The sequence below is a fragment of the Kitasatospora purpeofusca genome (assembly GCF_000718025.1).
Taxonomy (GTDB): domain Bacteria; phylum Actinomycetota; class Actinomycetes; order Streptomycetales; family Streptomycetaceae; genus Kitasatospora; species Kitasatospora purpeofusca.
This window is the reverse complement of record NZ_JODS01000031.1, coordinates 1-19,844: the sequence shown is the minus strand read 5'-3', so window position 1 is coordinate 19,844 and position 19,844 is coordinate 1. Positions and strand designations below refer to the sequence as shown.

General features: G+C 74.2%; 11 protein-coding genes. 2 read left to right on the top strand and 9 right to left on the bottom strand.

The features are described 5' to 3' along the window. Nucleotides 1-6 precede the first annotated feature (6 nt). From IF01_RS0132405 to IF01_RS0132395, 3 genes are all read right to left on the bottom strand, one after another. Nucleotides 7-1,299, bottom strand: a complete 1,293-nt coding sequence (locus IF01_RS0132405; RefSeq protein ID WP_051756635.1) for a class I SAM-dependent methyltransferase — start codon at nt 1,297-1,299, stop codon at nt 7-9. Nucleotides 1,300-1,858: 559 nt separating this feature from the next. Further along, nucleotides 1,859-2,239, bottom strand: a complete 381-nt coding sequence (locus tag IF01_RS0132400; protein ID WP_030397167.1) for a helix-turn-helix transcriptional regulator — start codon at nt 2,237-2,239, stop codon at nt 1,859-1,861. A 32-nt stretch (nt 2,240-2,271) separates the two neighbouring features. Further along, a complete protein-coding gene (locus IF01_RS0132395) occupies nt 2,272-3,033 on the bottom strand; it encodes a thioesterase II family protein (RefSeq protein WP_030397166.1) in 762 nt (253 codons plus the stop codon). Nucleotides 3,034-3,548: 515 nt separating this feature from the next. On the opposite strand from IF01_RS0132395, the gene IF01_RS0132390 reads away from it, so the two are divergent. Further along, nucleotides 3,549-5,462 carry an AfsR/SARP family transcriptional regulator gene (locus IF01_RS0132390; RefSeq protein WP_279617282.1) on the top strand — a complete coding sequence of 638 codons (1,914 nt, stop codon included), beginning with the start codon at nt 3,549-3,551 and terminating at the stop codon, nt 5,460-5,462. Nucleotides 5,463-5,599: 137 nt separating this feature from the next. After that, nucleotides 5,600-6,262 (top strand): class I SAM-dependent methyltransferase, encoded by a 663-nt coding sequence (locus IF01_RS0132385; RefSeq protein ID WP_030397164.1) that lies wholly within the window; start codon nt 5,600-5,602, stop codon nt 6,260-6,262. Nucleotides 6,263-6,338: 76 nt separating this feature from the next. Here IF01_RS0132385 and IF01_RS0132380 read toward each other — a convergent pair whose 3' ends face one another. The 6 genes from IF01_RS0132380 to IF01_RS0132355 all read right to left on the bottom strand — a co-directional run. After that, nucleotides 6,339-7,469 carry an HAD-IIIC family phosphatase gene (locus IF01_RS0132380; protein ID WP_051756633.1) on the bottom strand — a complete coding sequence of 377 codons (1,131 nt, stop codon included), beginning with the start codon at nt 7,467-7,469 and terminating at the stop codon, nt 6,339-6,341. 35 nt (nt 7,470-7,504) lie between these two features. After that, a complete protein-coding gene (locus tag IF01_RS0132375) occupies nt 7,505-8,620 on the bottom strand; it encodes an acyl-CoA dehydrogenase family protein (RefSeq protein WP_030397162.1) in 1,116 nt (371 codons plus the stop codon). Beyond that, the gene (locus tag IF01_RS0132370) at nt 8,613-8,894 is read right to left on the bottom strand and encodes an acyl carrier protein (protein ID WP_030397161.1); all 282 of its coding nucleotides are present in this window, start codon (nt 8,892-8,894) and stop codon (nt 8,613-8,615) included. The genes IF01_RS0132375 and IF01_RS0132370 overlap by 8 nt, the downstream gene beginning before the upstream one ends. A 53-nt stretch (nt 8,895-8,947) precedes the next feature. Then, a complete protein-coding gene (locus IF01_RS0132365; protein WP_030397160.1) occupies nt 8,948-9,817 on the bottom strand; it encodes a 3-hydroxyacyl-CoA dehydrogenase family protein in 870 nt (289 codons plus the stop codon). Between the two features lie 17 nt (nt 9,818-9,834). Beyond that, nucleotides 9,835-16,284 carry a type I polyketide synthase gene (locus tag IF01_RS0132360; RefSeq protein ID WP_030397159.1) on the bottom strand — a complete coding sequence of 2,150 codons (6,450 nt, stop codon included), beginning with the start codon at nt 16,282-16,284 and terminating at the stop codon, nt 9,835-9,837. 31 nt (nt 16,285-16,315) lie between these two features. Then, nucleotides 16,316-19,844: type I polyketide synthase (locus IF01_RS0132355; RefSeq protein WP_037781999.1), on the bottom strand; the 3,529-nt coding region annotated here is incomplete at its 5' end.

The following is a 19,844-nucleotide window of genomic DNA, read 5'->3' as shown; positions in this document are numbered from 1 at the left end:
CGCGGCTCAACTGGGGTCCTGGCCCGGGCCGGCCTCGGACTGCTGCGCGGACTGCTGCTCGGCGACCCACTGGGCGCCCGCGATCTCCTCGGCGCTCAGCTGCCGTCGCGGGATCCAGGCGGGAACGGTGCCCTCCTCGTTGCGGCCTTTGTCGAGGATCGCCAGGTTGTGGTAGAAGTGCGCGCCGGCCAGCGTCCGGTCGGTCCCGCTCGGGCGGTACGCGGTCGGCGGCTCGTGCTCCTCGTGGTTGAGGCCGTCGAGCAGTTGCTTGAGGAATCCCATGCTGGTGGTCGGGTCGCCGAGCCGCTCCGAACTGCCGCCGTAGCCCGGCCAGTACGAGGTCTGCAGGTCCTCGATCACATAGAGCCCGCCCGGAACCACGTGTGGGAAGAGCGCGCCGAAGGCGGCGATGACGTCCGGGCAGTAGTGGCTGCCGTCGTCGATGACGATGTCGATCGGTCCGATCCGCTCGGCCAGCGCGGTGAGGAAGGCCGGGTCCGCCTGGTCGCCCTGGACGGTGTGGATCCGCTGCTCGCGCAGCGCCGTCTTGTCGTAGACGTCGACCCCGTAGACGAGACCCCGCCGGAAGAACCGCTTCCACATCCGCAGCGAGCCACCGCCCGCCGCCGGATCGGCGTAACCGCCGATCCCCAGCTCCAGGACGGTGAGCGGCCGGTCCCGCAGCGGGGCGAAGTGCCGGGCGTAGTGCTCGGTGTAGTAGTGCAGCCCCCACTTGTCCGACCCGTGGCGCAGCGACAACTCGGCCAGGTCGAGCGGCTGTTCCACCAGGCCGCGGAGCAGTTGCTGGACGACCGGGAAGGCCGGCAGTACGTGCATCAGCCGAGCCGGGTCCTCGATGCCGTGCCAGGTGATCCTGGGCGTGCGGTTGCCTGCGGTGTGCCGGGCGCCGAAGACGGCGCGGGCCAGGTCGAGCAGGTCCAGCTCGACGGTGGCGCTGGGCTCGTCGGCCGGCCCGGTGCGGTGCTCGGCCTTGGGGCCGGTCAGCAGGTGGTGCCGGAGCACCTGGCCGTCGAAGGCGAGCGCGAACTCCACCACCGCGGCTGCGGCCGCGAGTTGCTCGCTCAGGTCGGCCCGGTCGGCCAGTTCGTCCACCAGGTCGGCGGCCGTCTGCTCGGCGCCCGCCGACCTGATCACCGCCGCAAGCTGCGCCTCGGGCCCGTCCGCCGCCAGGATCAGGGCGCGGATCCGGCGCAGGCCGGTCTCGTGCGGGTCCGAGTCGTGGTCCGACGGGCCGTTCTCGTGCTGTCCGTTCTCGTGCTGTCCGGTGAGGGCGGTCATGCGTGAGCCTTTCCACGAGGGAGTCGAGAGGACGGGGAACGGATCGGGGCTTCTTCCGGGCCGGGGTGACGCCGTCGGTCATCGCCGGAGTCGGCGCAGTGGCGGCGGTCACAACAGGGCCGGGGCGCCGGAGAGGTCGATGCCGAGGCCCTAGGCGGTGGTCAGGATCTCCGACTGACCACCGGACCGGGTTTGCACGGAGACTTGTTCGAACCACCCCTGCACGGACCGGGAGGTCCGGTACAGCTCCAGGCCGTGCGGCTCGGCCCCGACGCCGCCGCCGAAACAGGTACCCCGAACTCCTGACAGCTCCTGTGCCGCGGTGTGAAGGAGGGGTTGGTGGTGCGGACCGTGCGTGGTGCGGCAGAAGTGGGCACGACAGGACAGTACGCAGAATACGGCGTTCGACCGGAGGTTCGGGAACCTGTCTCGTGACGCGATATCGATACGCTATCCGGGTCTGAAAAAATGGCCGATAGCACACCATCGGCATGCATTGTCCGCCCTCGGAAATGATTTGATTTCGGCCTGTCCGCCCGGGCGGGGCCCACGGGGAAGTTCAGGGAACAGTGCGCGCCACCTTCTTCTCGGACTCGTGGAATTCCGGGAGAACGCGGGGCGGCCATGCCCCGACGCTCAGCACACCGAGGGAGTGCGCCCGGGAGACCAGGGCGGGCCGGTTCGCGGCCTGGAAATGGCGCATCATCAGCCCGATGCGGTACTCGATGCCCTGCCGGCTCAGATAGAGCGATGCCGCCAGCCGTGCGGTCGAGGTGCCGATCGCGACGCCTTCCAGAATGCGGACGTCCACGGCGGTCAGCCGCCGGACGTCCGCACCGCCGGCAAGGTGCCCGCCCGTCGGACCGGCGTCGTCGGCGGGCTCGGACCGCGTCGGCCGCGGCGCGGGCTTGATCTCCTCGGAGGTCGCTGCCGGTGTCACTCCTCGGTCTTCCTTTCCTGTCGTCCGTGGTCTCAGGCCCGAAGCGTGCCGGCGAGGTGCTCGCGGAGCATGTTGGTCACCTCGTCCGCCCGGTCGCTGAGGTAGAAGTGCCCGCCGGGGAAGACCTTGAGGTCGAAGGCCGCCGTCGTGCGGTCGCGCCAGCGCCCGGCCTCGGGGACCGGGGTCCAGCGGTCCCGGTCCCCGACCACGGCGGTGACCGGGCAGTCGACCGCGGCGTCGCGGTCGGCCCGGTAGGCCCCCAGGGCCCGGTAGTCGCCGCGCAGCGCGGGCAGCACCATCCCCAGCAACTCCTCGTCCTCCAGGAGCCGGGCGTCGGTGCCGCTCATCGCTCTGACTTCGGCCACGATGCCCTCGTCGTCGAGCGGGTGGGCGAGCTCGGGCCCGTCCGCGGACGGCCCCTTCCGACCGGAGACGAAGAGGTGGTCGATCCGACCGCCCGCGCGCTCGATCCGCCGCGCCACCTCGAAGGCGACCAGCGCACCCATGCTGTGCCCGAAGAGAGTCAGGGGGAGGTCGTCCCAGCGGCGCAGCGCTTCGGCCACTTCGTCGGCCGTGCGGTGCAGGTCCTGGACCCCGGGTTCCTCCCGGCGGTCCTGCCTGCCGGGGTACTGCACGGCCAGGAGGTCGACCGGGCCGCACAACGCGGCGGACACCGGGAAGTAGAAACTCGCCGAGCCGCCGGCGTGCGGAAAGCAGACCAGTCGGCGCGTGGCTGTCGGCGAGGGATGGAAGCGGCGGCACCACAGGTCGCTGCCCAAGGAGAGGGAGGTCATGTCGGCCTTTCATTCCTTTCGAGAAATCCGCGCGGTGCCTGCGGGCGGGGTGTGGTGACCACGTGGGGCACCCTCGGCAACGGTGGCCGACTGGTACTTGCTGATACGGGAATCTCCGATCGACGGCGCTCGGCGAGTCACGAGCGCGGCATATGACAGCCTGCCATGTCCATCGGAATATCAGCAAGTACGCATCGGACCGCACCCGACCGCTCATGTCCGGTTCGATTCCGGCTGTTTCGCCAGCGAATGGTGGGAACGTTGTGGTGCGGAGCACGGGTACCCGGTGGAACAGTGGAGCAAGCCCGATCAGGTGCTGCGCCAGGGCTCCCCGTCCGGAGAGCGGCGGCGCCGGGCGCCGGCCTGTCCCGACTGCCGTGACGGTGCCGCGCAGCGTAAACCCGGCATGAGCGCAAGACCTGTGCTCTAGGAATACACCTAGACACGACAGGACCGCGTTGACCCGCACAAGGCCACCCAAGACGCTGGTGGCAGTCTTGCCCACCGATCGTGCGATGAAGAGGACTCCCTTGAACTTCCTGTTGCTGGGCCCGCTTTCGGTCCGGTTGGACGCACGTGAGGTGCACGTGTCGGCGCCGAGGCAGCGCGTGGTCATGGCGGCGCTCCTGCTCAACGCCAACCGGGTGATCTCGGTGGACCGGATCGCCGAGTACGTCTGGGACGACGCCCCGCCGCCGAGTGCCGCCGCGACCGTCCGCACCTATGTGATGCGCCTGCGGCAGTCCCTGGGCGAGCACGCCTCCGCCCGGATCCTCACCCGGGCGCCCGGTTACCTCCTCGAACTCGGCGAGCACGAGAGCGATCTCGGACAGTTCACGGCCCACCGCCGGCGCGCCGCGGAGCTGGCCGAGCGCGGAGACCTGGAGGGCTCCTCCGCCGAGCTGGCCGAGGCGCTCGCCCTGTGGCGCGAGGAGCCGCTGGTCGACATCCCGTCGCGGACGCTGCGCGATGTGGAGGGCCGCTACCTCCAGGAGCTCCGCCTGCAGACCACGGAGCTGCGGTTCGACGCGGAGCTGTCGCTGCTGCGGCACGCCGAGGTCGTGCCGGAGCTGACGCGGCTGGTGCGCAAGCACCCCCTGCGGGAAGCCCTGGTGGGCAAACTGATGCTGGCGCTGTTCCGCTCGGGACGGCAGTCGGAGGCCCTGGACCTCTACCGGCGCACCCGGGTGCTGCTCGTCGAGCAGCTCGGCGCCGAGCCGGGCGCCGAACTGCGGGCGGTCCACCGGAGCATCCTCGCGGCCCACGACCGGCCCCGTACGCCCGACCCGCTGACGCAGCCCGCGACGGCCCCGGAGGCGGCCGTCGCGACGGTGCCGCCCACCGCCTGGGAAAGGTCCTGCTGGCCGAGTCCGGCGCAGCTCCCCTCGGTCCCGCTGCCGCTGGCGGCCCGTTCCGGTGCGCTGGCGCGGCTGCAGCACTTCCTCACGGCCGGCACGATGCCGGCGGGCATGGTGGCGACGGCTGTGGTGACCGGCCGGGGCGGTGTCGGCAAGAGCGCGCTGGCCCTGCACGCGGCGCACGCCGTGCGCGGCTCCTCGGTGCACGGCCAGCTCTACGCGGACCTCGGCGGAGCCGCGCGGCCGCTGACCGCCCGGGCGGTGCTGCCGCGGTTCCTGGCGGACCTCGGTGTGCCCCGGGACGAGATACCCGAGGAGGAGTCGGAACGGGCGAGCCTCTACCGCTCGCTCACCGCGGGCCGCCGGCTGCTGGTGGTCCTCGACAACGCCTCCAGCACCGCGCAGGTGCGGCCGCTGATACCCGGCAGCGGGGGCAGCAGGCTGCTGGTGACCAGCCGACGGCGGCTGGCCGATCTGGAGGGGGCGCGCACCCTTCTGCTCGACCCGCTGGACGACGCCGGGTCGCTGGAACTGCTGGGCAACATCGTCGGCCCGGCCAGGATCGGCGCCGAACCGCGGGCGGCCCGTTCGGTGCTGACGGTCTGCGCGGGCCTGCCGCTGGCGATCCGGATCGCCGGGACCCGGCTGCTGGAGCGCCCGCACTGGAGCATCGGGCACTTCGCCCGCCGGCTCACGGAGGCCCCGCGGCTGCTGGACGAACTGTTCGCGGGCGACCTCGGTGTCCGGCCCTCCCTCGACGCCGACCATGGCGGGCTCCGGCGGACGGCTCCGGCCGAGGCCGGCCCGGCGGCGGTCGACCCGGCCGAGGTGTTCACCGCGCTGGGGGCCGCCGGAGCGCGTTCGGTCTCCAGCAGCCGGGTCGCGGTGATGCTCGGCTGTCCCGAGGCGCAGGCCGAGGAGGCCCTGGACGCCCTGGTCGAGGCGAACCTGCTGGGTGCGCCGGCGGAGGGGCGCTACCGGCTGGACGCGCTGCTGCAGGCGTACGCCCTCGAGCAGGCGCAGGCGGCCGCCGTGGGCCGGCACGACCACCCGTACAGGCGCGCCGGGTGACCGCGCCGGCGGCCCGGCGACGGGCGCCCGGGGCCCGGCCCCCATCGCCCGGGCACTCTCCCGCTGACCACTTTCACGCCGATTCTTTCCGCCCCGATCCGCTTCGCTCCGATCCCCTTCGAGAGGACCCCCTCGCCATGGCCGACCAGACAACAGCCACCGACGACCTGCTCGCCTACGTCCGGGAAGTCTCCCTCCGTGACGACGACCTGCTGAGGGAGCTGCGGGAGACCACCGCGGACCTGCCCGGCGGGACCGCCATGCAGGTGATGGCGGAGGAGGGCCAACTGCTGGCCCTGCTGGTCGGGTTGACGGGGGCACGGGCGGTGCTGGAGATCGGCACCTTCACCGGCTACAGCACCCTGTGCATGGCCCGCGCGCTCCCCGCCGACGGAGTGCTGGTGTCCTGCGACATCGAGGACCGGTGGCCGGCCATCGGCGCCGACTTCTGGAAGCGCGACGGGGTCGACTCCCGGATCGACCTGCGGATCGGCGACGCCTCCGCCACCCTGGACGCGCTGCTGGCCGAACGCGGGCCGGCGAGCTTCGACCTGGTGTTCGTCGACGCGGACAAGACCAACTACGTCTCCTACTACGAGAGTTCGCTGGCACTGCTGCGCTCCGGCGGCCTGATCGTCGTCGACAACACCCTCTTCTTCGGCCGGGTCGCCGATCCGGCCGCGACGGACCCGGACACCGCCGGGGTCCGGGCCCTGAACCGACTGCTGCACCAGGACCCCCGGGTGGAGCTGTCGCTGCTGGTGATGGCCGACGGGATCACACTCGTCCGCAAGCGCTGAGGGCGGCTGGCCGGAGCCCGGGAGCGCCGGACCGCCGCGGCGGTCAACGACGTTCCCGGGCTCCTTTCCGGCACGTTCAGCTCCCCGGCACGCCCGGGTCCGGCACATCCAGGTCCGGCACGCCCAGGTCCGGCACGCCCAGGTCGACCGCGTCCACGGTGACGACGGTGGACACCACACGCGGGCCGGGGACCAGGTGCAGACGCTGGAGCCCGGAGTCCTCCGGAGCCGGTGCGAGGACGGCGGCACACGGGCACGGGGCTTCGTCCAGGCCCTCGAAGCCCGCGAACCGATAGGCGATCTCCATCATCCGGTTGCGTTCGGTCTCCCGGAAGTCGGCGACCAGGTGGACTCCGGACCGGGCGGCGGAGTCGGCCAGCCAGTTCAGCAGGGTCGCGCCGGCGCCGTAGGCGACGACCCGGCAGGAGGTGGCGAGCAGCTTGAGGTGCCACAGACCCGGGTGCCGCTCCAGCAGCAGGACGCCGACCGCACCGTGCGGGCCGAACCGGTCGGTGAGGGTGACCACCAGGACCTCGTGCCGGGGGTCGGTGATCAGGCCGCGCAGCACCGCGTCCGGGTAGTGGACCCCGGTCGCGTTCATCTGGCTGGTGCGCAGGGTGAGTTCCTCGACCCGGGACAGCTCCTCGCCGGTGGCCCGGCCGATGCGCATCCGCAGGTCCAAGGAGCGCAGGAACTCCTCGTCGGGGCCGGGGGCGGCCGCCCGCTCGGCGTCACGGAGGAAGCCCGCCTGGTACATCTCGCGGCGCCGCCGGGAGTCGACGGTGCTCGTCGCGGGGGTGAACTCGGCGAGTCCGGGGAGGGCGAGGACCTCCTCGGCCGGGTAGCACCGGACGTCGGGCAGGTGGAAGGTTACCTCGGCGCGCTCGGCGGGCCGGTCGTCGACGAAGGCGACGGTCGTGAGCGCGAAGTTCAGCCGGTCGGCGATCCGGCGCACCGACTCGGACTTGGCGCCCCACCCGATCTCCGGCAGCACGAAGTACTCGGCCAGGCCGAACGCCTCCAGCCGGGCCCAGGCGTGCTCGTGGTCGTTGCGGCTGGCGACGGACTGCAGGATGCCCCGGGAGTCGAGCTCCATCACCACCTTGCGCACCTCGTCCGGCAGGTGCACCTCGCCGTCCTCCAGCAGCGTGCCCTGCCAGAGGGTGTCGTCCAGGTCCCAGACCAGGCACTTGACGGTGTCGGCCATGTCGTCCTTCCTCGTCCTCTCGGCCGCGGGCCCGCTCACGGTGCCCCCGCGCTGGCGAGGGCGTGCTGCGCCAGCATCAGCCGGCACAGCTCGTTGCTGCCCTCGATGATCTCCATCAGCTTGGCGTCCCGGTACGCCCGGGCCACCGTGTGCCCGTCCCGGGAGCCGGCCGAGGCCAGTACCTGGACGGCCGTCGCCGCGCCCCGCGCGGCCTGGGTCGCACCCACGTGCTTGGCCAGTACGGTCGCCACCACCTGGTCCGGCGACCCCTCGTCCCAGCAGCGGCTGGCGTGCTCGCAGGCCCGCGTGGCCACCTGCTCCGCCGTGTAGAGGTCGGCGAGGTGTCCGGCGACGAGCTGGTGCTCCGCGAGCGGCCGGCCGAACTGCTCCCGTCCGGCGGCGTGTGCGGTGGCCGCCGCCAGACAGGCCCGCAGGATGCCCACGCACCCCCAGGCGACGGACATCCGCCCGTAGGCCAGCGCGGTCGTCACCAGCAGGGCGGGCGGCAGCCCGTGACCGCCCAGGACGCTGTCGGCCGGCAGCCGCACCCCGTCGAGGTGGACGTCGGCGTGCCCGGCCGCGCGGCAGCCGAGCGGGTCGGCGATCCGCTCGATCCGGACGCCGGGCGTGTCGGCGGGCACCACGACGGCCACCGCGCCGTCCTCGTAGCGGCCGACGACGACCAGCAGGTCGGCGTAGTGGGCGGCGGTCACCCACTTCTTGTGCCCGTCGACGACGACCGCGTCGCCGTCCCGGCGGACGGTCGTCGTCATCGCCGAGAGGTCGCTGCCGGCACCGGGCTCGCTGAAGCCGACCGCCGCCAGTGCGCCGCCGGTCAGCCGGGGAAGGTGGGCGGCCGCCTGCTCGGCGGTGCCCAGGCGCTGGATGGTCCAGGCCGCCATGCCCTGGGAGGTCATCACGCTGCGCAGCGAGCTGCACAGCCCGCCCACATGGGCGGTGTACGCGCCGCTGTCCGTGCTGCTGAGCCCCCAGCCGCCGTACTGCTCCGGGACTTCGGCGCACAACCGGCCCTCGGCGCCGAGTTCGCGGAGCAGGGCCCGCGGGATCAGGCCGCTCCGGTCCCACTCCCCCGCCAGGTCGCCGGCCCGCAGGGTGACGGAGGTCATGGCACCGCGCAGGTCCTCACCCATTCAGGCCCCCGGCGGCGGGCACCCGGAGCCGGTCCACCAGCTCCGCCATCCGCCGGACGGTGCGGAAGTTGTCCAGCCGCAGGTCCGCGCCGCGGACGGCGATGGCGTAGGTCTGCTCCAGGTGCACCACCACCTGCATGGCGAACAGGGACGACAGGCCGCCGGCGTCGAACAGGTCGGTGTCGGCGTCCCAGGCGGTTCCGGTGCGCGCCTCCAGGAAGCCCAGCAGCTCCTTCTCCAGGTCGTGGGTGTTGGGCGTGTTCGCTGTGGTCATGGCCTTCTCCTCGTCGGGGTGATCGGGTGCGGTGCTCGGCTCGGGCACGGTGCTCAGCCGTAGTCGTAGAAGCCGCGCCCGGACTTGCGGCCCAGCCGCCCCTCGCTGACCAGCCGGAGCAGCAGTTCGGCGGGGCGGCAGCCGTCGTCGCCGGTGCGTTCGTGGAGGACGGTGAGGGAGTCGACAAGGTTGTCGATGCCGATCAGGTCCGCGGTGCGCAGCGGGCCGGTGGGGTGTCCCAGGCAGCCCTGCATCAGGGCGTCGACGTCCTCGGCGGTCGCCGTGCCCTCCTCCACGACCCGGGCCGCGTCGTTGATCATCGGGTGCAGGATGCGGCTGGTCACGAAGCCGGGTGCGTCCCGGACGACCACCGCGCGCCGCCGCAGGGTCGTCAGCAGGGCCGCCACGGCGGCCATCGCGGCGTCCCCGGTCCGGGCGCCGCGAACCACTTCGGCGGTGCCGATCAGGTAGGGCGGGTTCATGAAGTGGGTGCCGACCAGTTCCTCCGGCCGCTCCAGGGCCCCGGCCAGTTCGTCGACGGGGATGGAGGAGGTGTTGGTGATCAGCAGGGTTCCGGGCCGGACCAGTCCGGAGACCTCGGACAGCACCGCGGCCTTGATCGCGGCGTTCTCGGTGACCGCCTCCACCACGGCGGTGGCTCCGGCGGCGGCCTTGAGCGAGGTGCCGGTGGCCAGGGTGCCGAGGGCCGTCCCGGCGGGCAGGGCGCCCATCAGCTCGGCCAGCCGGAGTTCGCCGTCGATCAGGCCCGAGGCCCGGTCGAGCCGTTCCCGGTCGATGTCGACCAGGTGGACCGGCAGGCCGTGTCCGAGGGCGAGGACGGTGATTCCGACGCCCATCACCCCGGCTCCCAGCACGGTGAGGGCGGGTCGTGCGGGGGGATCGTCGTACGGGGCCGCGGTCAACGGGTTCTCCTTCGTCTTCACAGGTCGTCGGGGGTACGGAGGGTGGTGCGGAGGGCGGTGCGGAGGGTGCTGCCGAGCCAGTCGGCGACGGCGTCGCCGGTGGTCGCGACATGCTCTTCCATGATCGAGAAGTGGTCGCCGGGAACGTCGACGACGGTGTCGGCGCCGTCCCAGGTCGAGCGCCAGTCACCGGCCTCGGCGGACGGGCGGCCGAGCGGGGTGGAGGCGCGGACCAGCAGCAGCGGGGCAGCGACCGCCGGGGGTTTCCAGTCGTCGAGCAGACGGAAGTAGCCGCCCATCGCGGTCAGCCGGGCGCCGTCCATCGGGGCCGCCCGGTCCTCGCGGGCGAACATGCCGCCCAGCAGGACGTCGTTGAACTGGGTGATGCCCCGGTTGTCGGAGAGGTAGGTGTCCAGCAGCACCACGGCCGCCGGGCCCTCGCCGCGCCGCTCCAGCTCGGCGGCCACCCCGTGGGCGAGCGTGCCGCCGGAGGAGGAGCCGGCCAGGACGAGCGTCCGTCCGGGCAGTTCCCGGAGCAGTGTCGTCGCCTGGAAGTCCAGCAGGGCCGCCATGTCGGCGGGCAGTTCCTCCTCGGGGGTGAATCCGGGGGCGTCCAGGGCAGCGACCGCGTAACGGTCCCGGAAGCGGGAGGCGAAGCGGGCGTACTGGTGGGCGCCGCCGAGAGCCACGATGGAGCCGAAGCAGACGAGCACGGGGGCGTCGGCGCGCTCGTTGAGGCGCAGCAGCCGCGGGCCGGTGCCGGCAGCCGCGAGGTCGCCGCCGCTGTGGAAGGCCGGGCGCAGGGCGGAGGCGTTCTTGAGCAGGGCGATGCCCTCGTCGATCCGCCCGAGCACGCAGGCCCGGCGGAACAGCACGCTCACCGGGTCGGTGTCGGCGGTGTCGGCGTCGCTGCCGGGGACGGCGGCTGCGGGTGCGTCGGCTCCGGGTGCGGGTGCCGTTCCGGGCCGGGGGGTGTCCTCCGTCCGGGCCTCGGTGGCGAGGCGCGTCGCGAGCGCGGCGGGGGTGCCGCTGTCGAAGACGGCGGAGGGCCGCAACCGCAGTCCGGTGGCGGCGGCCAGCCGGTTGCGGAGCTCGACCGCGGTCAACGAGTCGAACCCGACGGAGAGGAAGGGCACCGTCGCGGACAGCGCCCCGGAGTCGGTGTGGCCGAGGACCTCGGCGGCCTGGGCGAGGACGAGTTCGCGCAGGACGAGTTCGCGTTCCTGGTCGTCGGCGGCGGCAGCCAGCCGGCGCCGCAGCGCTGCGGCGGCGGTCGGCGTGCTCTGCGCTCCGGTCGTCGCGACCGGGCTGCGCCGGACCAGGGAGCGCAGCATCGGGTGCACCGGGTCGTCGCCGCGCGCGGTGAGGTCGAGGTGGGCCAGCACCACGGGGCTCCCGTCCCCCGGCGGGGCGGCGTCCGCGGCGCACACGGCGTCCAGCAGGGCCATGGCCTCCTCGTCGGAGAGGCCGCGGGCGCCGCGCCGGTCGATGCGCCGCCGGTCGGGGCCGTCGAGCTCCGCCGTCATCCCGCTCACCCGCTCCCAGGGGCCCCAGGCCAGGGACAGGCCGGGGAGTCCGAGCCGTCGGCGTTCCGCGACCAGGGCGTCGAGCGCGGCGTTGGCGGCCGAGTAGGCCGCCTGGCCGGGGCTGCCCAGCACGCCCGCGGCGGAGGAGAACACGACGAACGCGGAGAGGTCCGCTCCGCGCGTCAGCTCGTCGAGGTGGCGGGCGGCGTCGAACTTGGGCTGCAGGACGGCGGCCATCCGCTCCCCCGTCAGCCCGTCCAGCAGACCGTCGTCGAGTACTCCGGCGGTGTGGACCACAGCACACAGGGGACGGCTTTCGGGGACGGCCGCCAGGGCGGCGGCCAGGGCCTGACGGTCGGACACATCGCAGCTGAAGGACGTCAGTTCGGCACCGGCCTCGGCCAGCTCCGCCGTCAGCTCCGGTATGCCGGGGGCCTCGGCGCCGCGGCGGCTCAGCACGAGGAGGTGGCGTACCCCGTGCGCGGCGACCAGGTGGCGCGCCAGGACGGCCGCGAGGGAGCCGCCGCCGCTCACCAGTACCGTCCCCTCGGCGGGCCCGAACGGGCCGGCCGGCCGGGTCGTGGAAGGGGGTGCGACGGTCGCAGCAGTGGTGGCCGGCGGCCGTACCAGTCGGGGCGCGTACAGGACGCCGCCGCGCAGGGTCGCCTGCGGCTCGCCCGTGGCGAGGAGGTCGGTGAGCGCGTCGCCGAGACCGTCCGGGCCCGGCCCTTCGGTGTCCAGCAGCACGAACCGGTCGGGGTGTTCCAGCTGAGCGGCCCTCAGCAGGCCCCAGACGGCCGCACCGCCGAGGTCGGCCGGCTGCGGCTGCGCACCGAGCGGGCCGGTCGCCCCCCGGGTGAGCACCACCAGGGGCGTACGGGCGGTGCTGTCGTCGGCCAGGTGGGCCTGGAGACGGTCCAGGACCTCGGCCGCGACCGCGTGCACCACTGCGGGGTCCGCGTCCCCGGTCACGGTGCCGGTGGACGGGGGGCAGGTCATCAGCAGCGCGTCGGGGGTCGCGGACAGCGGATCGGCGGGGAAGCCGGCCGGCAGCAGCCGCTCGTCCCGCGGGCCGAGCAGGCCCCAGCGGGTGACCGGGCGCGGGCCGGGCCCGGCGGTGACCGGCGTCCAGCCGACGTGGAAGACGGAGCCGGCGGACGCCCGCAGTGCGGCGGTGGACGCCGTGCGCAGGGTGAGCGAGCCGACCGTCGCCACGGTGCGCCCCGAGGGATCGGTGATCCGCGCCGTGACGGCATCGGGACCGTCGGGGCGCAGCCGGACGCGCAGAACCGGCGCGTCGGAGGCCCCGATCGCGACGCGCTGCCAGGAGAACGGCAGGGGGACGCCGTCGGCGGACTCCGCGGTCGCGGCGCCTTCGCGCAGACCGGTCGTCTGGAGGGCGGCGTCCAGGAGGGCCGGGTGCACTCCGAAGCCGTCCGCTCCGGTGCCGGGGAGGCCGTCGGGCCGGGCCACTTCGGCGTGGATCGCGTCCGGGGTGCGCCACGCGGCGCGCAGGCCCCGGAACGCCGGGCCGTAGGCGACGCCGCGGGCTTCGAGCAGCCCGTACAGTTCCTCCACGTCCAGGGGGACGGCGTCGGACGGGGGCCACGTACCGGCCGTCTCGGCCGGATCGGCTGTGTCGTCCGTGGCGTTCCGGTCGGCCGTGGCATTCCGGTCGGCCGTGTCGTCCCGGTCGGCCGAGGGGTCCAGCGGGCCGACCGTGCCGGTCGCGTGCCGGGTCCAGGGCCGGTCCGCGGCACCGGGGGTGGCCTCGGGCCGGGAGTGGAACTCCACCGGACGCCGCCCCGTGCCGTCCTCGGCACCCACCCGTACCCGCAGTTGTACGGCGTGGTCGTCGGCGGCGTCGCCGGGCAGCAGCAGCGGGGCGGCGAGGGTCAGTTCCTCCACGAGAGCGCAGCCGAGGCGGCGGCCCACGTGCGCGGCCAACTCCACGAGGGCCGCGCCGGGCAGGATCACGGCTCCGGCCACGGCGTGGTCGACGAGCCAGGGGTGAGTAGTCAGGGAGAGCCGGCCGGTGAACAGGGTGCCCGCGTCGTCGGGCAGTTCGACCGCGGCGCCGAGCAGCGGGTGGTCCACGGCGGACTGGCCGACAGACGCCTGATCGTGGTCCGCCGGCAGGGCGTCGAGCCAGTAGCGGCGTCGCTGGAAGGCGTACGTGGGCAGGTCCACGCGCCGGGCGCCGGTTCCCGCGAACAGCCGCTCCCAGTCGACGCGCAGGCCCCGGACGTGTGCCTCGGCGAGGGCGAGCTGTAGCCGGCGGAGCCCTCCGGCCCCGCGCCGCAGGGTGTCGAGCACCAGCGTCTCCGGGGCGCCCGCGTCGGCGGCCGTGTCCTCGATCGCGTACATCAGGGCGGGCTGGGGACCGGCCTCGATGAACACGCGGTGCCCGGCCGCGAGGAGCGAGCGGGTCGCCCGCTCGAACTCGACGCCCTGCCGGATGTTGCGGTACCAGTACTCGGCGTCCAGGGCCTTCGTGTCCAGCAGGTCGCCGGTCACGCCGGAGTAGTAGGGCACCGAACCCGAGCGGGGGATGATGCCGTCCAGATCCGAGAGCAACCGCTCGCGGATCTCCTCCACCTGCGAGGAGTGCGACGCGAAGTCGACTTCGATGCGACTCGCCCACACTCCTTCCTCCAGGAGTAACTCCACCAGCGCCGTGACGGCGTCCGCGTCGCCCGACACCACGGTCGACGACGGACCGTTGACCGCCGCGACCGACAGCCGCTCCCCCCACGGGGCGATCCGCTCCCGCGCGGCGTCCACCGGCAGCGGCACCGAAGCCATACCGCCACGGCCCGCCAGCACCCCCACCGCACGGGACCGGAGCGCGGCCACCCGGGCCCCGTCGTCGAGACTCAGGCCGCCGGCCACGCAGGCGGCAGCGATCTCGCCCTGGGAATGGCCGACCACGGCGTCCGGGACGACGCCGAAGGAACGCCACACCTCCGCCAGCGACACCATCACCGCCCAGAGCACCGGCTGCACCACGTCGACCCGCGCCAACAGCGCCTCCGAACCCAGCGCCTCCGCCAACGACCAGTCGACGTAAGGCGCCAGAGCCCGTTCGCACTCCGCCATCCGCTCCGCAAAAACCTCCGACCCGGACAGCAGCCCCAGGGCCATCCCCACCCACTGCGAACCCTGACCCGGGAACACCAGCACCGAACGGCCCGGGAGCAGCCCACTGCCGACGGCCACGCTCTTCGAGCCCACGCCCCGCGACAGGGCGGCGACACCGGCCAGCAGTTCGTCCCGGTCCGCCCCCACCACCACCGCACGCTCCGCGAACCGCGAACGTCCGACCGCCAGCGAATGACCGACGTCCAGCACGCTCAGGCCCGGTTCCGCCACCACTCGCTCGTGCAGCGCCGCCGCCTGGGCGCGCAGCGCGTCCGGCGTGCGCGCCGACAGGATCCAGGGGACGGTGGCGAGCGCAGGTTCCGACGTGGCGGGCCGGTCGACCGGCTTGTCGGTGGCGGCCGTCGCGTCGGTCGGCGCAGTCAAGGTCGGCGCGGTCGCGTCGACCGGCCCGGCGACGGCCTGTTCGAGGATCACGTGGGCATTGGTCCCGCTGGCACCGAAGGAGGACACCCCGACCCGGCGCGGCCGTCCCGTCTCCGGCCAGGGGGCGGCCTCGGCGAGCAGGGAGACAGCTCCCTCGCTCCAGTCGACACGGGGCGAGGGGCGGTCGACGTGCAGAGTGCGCGGCATCACGCCGTGCCGCATCGCCAGCACCGACTTGATCACCCCGCCGACGCCCGCGGCGGCCTGGGTGTGGGACAGGTTGGACTTCAACGACCCCAGCCGCAACGGACGCCCGGCGGGCCGGTCCTGACCGTACGTGGCCAGCAGCGCCTGGGCCTCGATCGGGTCGCCGAGCACGGTGCCGGTGCCGTGCGCCTCCACCATGTCCACCTCGGACGGGGCGAGTCCGGCACGGGCGAGCGCCTCGCCGATGACGCGCTGCTGCGCGGGCCCGTTCGGGGCGGTCAGCCCGTTGCTGGCGCCGTCCTGGTTGACGGCCGAACCCCGGACGACGGCCAGGACGGGATGCCCCGCGCGCCGGGCGTCCGAGAGCCGTTCCAGCAGGAGCAGGCCCAGACCCTCCCCGAACCCGGCACCGTCCGCGGTGGACGAGAAGGACTTGCTGCGCCCGTCGGGTGCCAGGCCGCGCTGGCGGCTGAACCCGACGTACAGGCCGGGGGTGGACATCACGGTCACCCCGCCGGCCAGGGCGAGGGTGGTGTCCCCGGAGCGCAGCCCCTGGCAGGCGAGGTGGACGGCGACCAGGGAGGACGAACAGGCGGTGTCCAGGGTGACCGCCGGGCCTTCCAGGCCGAGGGTGTAGGCGATCCGGCCCGAGGCGACGCTGGGGATGGTGCCGGTGCCGAGGAAGCCCTCCAGCTCGTCGGGAACCCGGCCGAGCCGGGACCCGTACTCGCTGTAGATCACTCCGGTGTAGACGCCGGTGCGGCTGCCGCGCAGGGTCGTCGGGTCGATGCCCGCGCGTTCCACCGCTTCCCAGGACGCCTCCAGCAACAGCCGCTGCTGCGGGTCCATGGCCAGGGCCTCGCGCGGGGAGATGCCGAAGAAGCCCGGGTCGAAGCCCGTCGCGTCGTGCAGGAAGCCGCCTTCACGGACGTAGAACGTGCCTGGGGCGTCGGGGTCGGCGTCGAAGCCGCCCTCGACGTCCCAGCCGCGGTCGGTGGGGAACGGCGAGACCGCGTCGCGTTCCTCGACCAGCAGGTCCCACAGGTCTTCCGGGGTGCGCACACCGCCGGGGTAGCGGCAGCTCATTCCCACGATGGCGATGGGCTCGGCGGAGTCGTCGCGGAGCCGCCGGTTCTCCTGCCGCAGGCGCTGGTTGTCCAGCAGCGAGGCACGCAGGGCGGCGACCACCTGGTCCGTGTCGGTGGGCATGGGGTTGGCCTTCTCCTTCTGCGGCTGTCGGTCAGTCACGTTCGCCGCCCAGGGCCATCCGGACGAGTTCGTCGACCGCCATGTCATGGATGTCGGCGGCGGGAGCCGGTGTCCCAGGCCGGTCGGCGAGGTCCAGGAGCGCGTCGAGGAGACCGGCCCGGCGCAGTGCGGCGGGCGGGATCGCGGCGAGCAGGGAGCTGATCTCGTGGTCCTCCCGGTCCGTCCGGCCCGGCGTCCCGGCGGCCTTCCCGGTGGCGGCGGGGCCGCCCGGCCCGTCGGGCACCAGGAGCCTGGTGAGGTGGGCGGCGACGGCGGCCGGGGTGGGGTGGTCGAAGACCAGGGTCGCGGGCAGCCGGCGGCCGGTGGCGGCGCTGAGCCGGTTGCGGAGTTCGACGGAGGTGAGCGAGTCGAAGCCGAGGTCCTTGAACGCCTGGTCCGGGTCGACGGCCCCGGCCCCGCCGTGGCCGAGGACGTCGGCGCTCCGGCTCCGGACCAGGTCCAGCAGGGTGGCGACGCGTTCCTCCGGGGTGAGGCCGGTCAGCCGGCGGCGCAGCGAGTCCGCTTCGGCGGCGTCCGCCCCGGAGGCGGGGCGGCGTGCGGTGCCGGGGACCAGGGCGGAGAGCAGGGCCGGGACGGGTGCGGTCCGGGCCGCCGCCCGGAGTCGGCCGAGATCGATCCTGACCGGGACGAGCAGCGGTTCGTCCAGGGTGAGCGCCGCGTCGAACAGGGCCAGGCCCTCTTCGCTGCCGATGGCCGCGGTGCCTCCCCGGGACATGCGCCGCAGGTCGGCGGCGGTGAGCGTGCCGGTCATGGTGCTGCGGCGTGCCCACAGGCCCCAGGCGAGCGACTGGGCGGGCAGTTCCAGGGCCCGGCGGTGCTGGGCGAGCGCGTCGAGGAAGGCGTTGGCGGCCGCGTAGTTGCCCTGCCCGGCGTTGCCGACCGTGGCGGACGCGGAGGAGAACAGGACGAAGGCCGACAGCGGCAGGTCGCGGGTGAGGGCGTGCAGGTTGAGGGCCGCGTCGACCTTGGGCCGCAGTACGTGCCGCATCCGCGCGGGGGTCAGCGACTCGACCGTCCCGTCGTCCAGGACGCCGGCCGCGTGGACGACCGCGCTCAGCGGACGGTCGGCGGGGATGCCGGCGAGCAGGGCGGCGAGCGCGTCCCGCTCGGCGACGTCACAGGCCTCCACGTCCACCCGGGCGCCGAGTCCGCGCAGTTCGGCGGCGAGGTCGGCCAGGCCCGGGGCGTCCGCGCCGCGCCGGCCGACGAGCAGCAGGTTCCGTACGCCGTGCGCGGTCACGAGGTGCTGTGCGACCAGGCCGCCGAGCGCGCCGCCGGCGCCGGTGACCAGGACGGTCCCCCCGGCCGCGGCGATGCCGGACGGTGCGGCGGCCGGGGCCTGGCCCGCGAGCGTGTCCGTGCCCGGGGTCGGGGTCGGGGTCGGGTCCGTGGCGACGGTGGCCCTGGTGAGGCGGGCGGCGAGAAGTCGTCCGGCGCGTATCGCCAGTTGGGGTTCCGTTCCGGCCAGTGCCCGGGGCAGCAGGCCGGTCACGGCGGCCGGGTCGTCGGTGTCGATCAGCAGGAAGCGGTCCGGGTGCTCGGACTGGGCGGAGCGGACGAGGCCGCGGACCGCGGCGCCGACGAGGTCGGTGACCTCCTCACCGGCTGCCGTGGAGACCGCGCCCCGGGTGACGAGGACGAGCCGGGTGCCGTCGTCCCACCGCGGGTCGGCCAGCCAGTCCTGGACGAGCCGCAGGGCGTCGTCCAGTGCGGTGTGCACGGATGCGGCGTCGGGCGGGGACGGGAGGTCCGGGGTGCGGCCGCACCAGGCCAGCACCGCGGCGGGCGGCGGCGCCCCCGCCTCCAGCGCGGCACCGAGCGCGGCCAGGTCCGGACGGCTGTCCGGGAAGAGCTCCCCGCCCCCGAGCACAGCGACGTGCCCGAGGGGCTCGGCAGGTGCGGTGGTGGGCGCCGCCGACCACCGCACCCGGTAGAGGGATTCCGGGCCGCCGCCCGGGCGGAGGGCATCGAGGTCGATCGGGCGGACGGCGAGCGCCTCGACCGACGCGACCGGGAGGCCGTTCGGGTCGGTCGCGTGGATCGACGTCGATCCGTCCGGCCCGAAGCCGAGCCGCACCCTGAGCGCGGTGGCTCCGGAGGCGTGCAGCCTGACCCCGCCCCAGGAGAACGGCAGCCCGGCGGACGGTCGGTCCGAGTCCGGGTCCGGGTCCGGTCCGGTCTCCGGCCGGGCGCGCAGGAACAGCCCCTGGAGGGCGGCGTCCAGGAGGGCGGGGTGCACACCGAAGGCGGAGGCGGACCGGTGCTGGTCCTCGGGCAGGCGTACCTCGGTGAAGATCTCCTCGCCCCGGCGCCAGGCGGTGGTGAGCCCGCGGAAGGCGGGGCCGTAGCCGTAGCCGGCGGTGTGGAACCGCTCGTACAGGTCGTCGACGGGGATCGGGACGGCGCCGGGCGGGGGCCAGGAGCCGGCGTCGTCCGGTCCGGGTGCGGGCGACGGCTCGCGGGTCGTGGCGTCGGTGGTGAGTGCGCCGGTCGCGTGCGCGGTCCAGGTCGGGGTCGCCGCGTCCTCGCGGCAGGAGAACACGTCCAGGGAGCGGCTGCCGTGCGCGTCCGCCGCGCCGACCCGCACCTGCAGGCGGACGGCGGTGTCGACGGGTATCAACAGCGGTGACTGGAGCGTCAGTTCCTCCACCGTGCGGCATCCGGCCTCGTCCGCGGCGCGTACCGCGAGCTCCGCGAAGGCCGCGCCGGGCAGCAGGACCGTACCGGCCACGGCGTGGTCGGCGAGCCAGGGGTGGGTACGCAGCGACAGCCTTCCGCTGAGCAGCAGTTCACCCGTGTCGGCCAGCTCGACGGCCGCTCCGAGGACGGGGTGGTCGGTCGGGTCGAGCCCGGCCGATCCCACATCGGCCGCCGCGGTGGGCGCCGGCTCGGGCCAGTAGCGGGTGCGTTGGAAGGCGTACGTCGGCAGGTCCACCCGCCGCGCCCCCGGGAACGCACCCGACCAGTCCACCCCCAACCCCCGCTCCCACGCACGGCCCACCGCACGCAGCACCTGCTCCGGGCCGCCCTCCCCACGCCGCAAGGTCCCCAGCACCGCCGCATCCACGCCCGCGGCATCCACCGACTCCCCCACCGCCACGCCCAGCACCGCATGCGGACTCGGCTCCACGAAGAACCGAAAACCCTCCCCCAACAACGACTCCGTGGCCCGCCCGAACTCCACCGTCTCCCGCAGGTTCCGGTACCAGTACCCGGCGTCCAACACCCTCGTGTCCAACCAGTCGCCCGTCACCGTCGAGAAGAACGGCACCGAACCCGAGACCGGAGCGATTCCCTCCAGGTCGGACAGCAGGCGCTCGCGGATCTCCTCCACGTGCGCGGAGTGCGAGGCGTAGTCCACCTCGATCAGCCGCGCCCGCACACCCTCGCCGACCAGGGCGTCCACGAGTGCCGTGACCGCGTCCGCGTCGCCCGACACCACCGTCGACGACGGACCGTTCACCGCCGCCACCGACAACCGCCCCGCCCACAAGGCGAGC

Excerpts from the sequence above, each read along its gene's own strand:
- IF01_RS0132405 (WP_051756635.1), bottom strand. The coding sequence starts at position 1,299 with ATGACCGCCCTCACCGGACAGCACGAGAACGGACAGCACGAGAACGGC.
- IF01_RS0132395 (WP_030397166.1), bottom strand. The coding sequence starts at position 3,033 with ATGACCTCCCTCTCCTTGGGCAGCGACCTGTGGTGCCGCCGCTTCCAT.
- IF01_RS0132390 (WP_279617282.1), top strand. The coding sequence starts at position 3,549 with ATGAAGAGGACTCCCTTGAACTTCCTGTTGCTGGGCCCGCTTTCGGTC.
- IF01_RS0132385 (WP_030397164.1), top strand. The coding sequence starts at position 5,600 with ATGGCCGACCAGACAACAGCCACCGACGACCTGCTCGCCTACGTCCGG.
- IF01_RS0132380 (WP_051756633.1), bottom strand. The coding sequence starts at position 7,469 with ATGGCCGACACCGTCAAGTGCCTGGTCTGGGACCTGGACGACACCCTC.
- IF01_RS0132375 (WP_030397162.1), bottom strand. The coding sequence starts at position 8,620 with ATGGGTGAGGACCTGCGCGGTGCCATGACCTCCGTCACCCTGCGGGCC.
- IF01_RS0132370 (WP_030397161.1), bottom strand. The coding sequence starts at position 8,894 with ATGACCACAGCGAACACGCCCAACACCCACGACCTGGAGAAGGAGCTG.
- IF01_RS0132360 (WP_030397159.1), bottom strand. The coding sequence starts at position 16,284 with ATGCCCACCGACACGGACCAGGTGGTCGCCGCCCTGCGTGCCTCGCTG.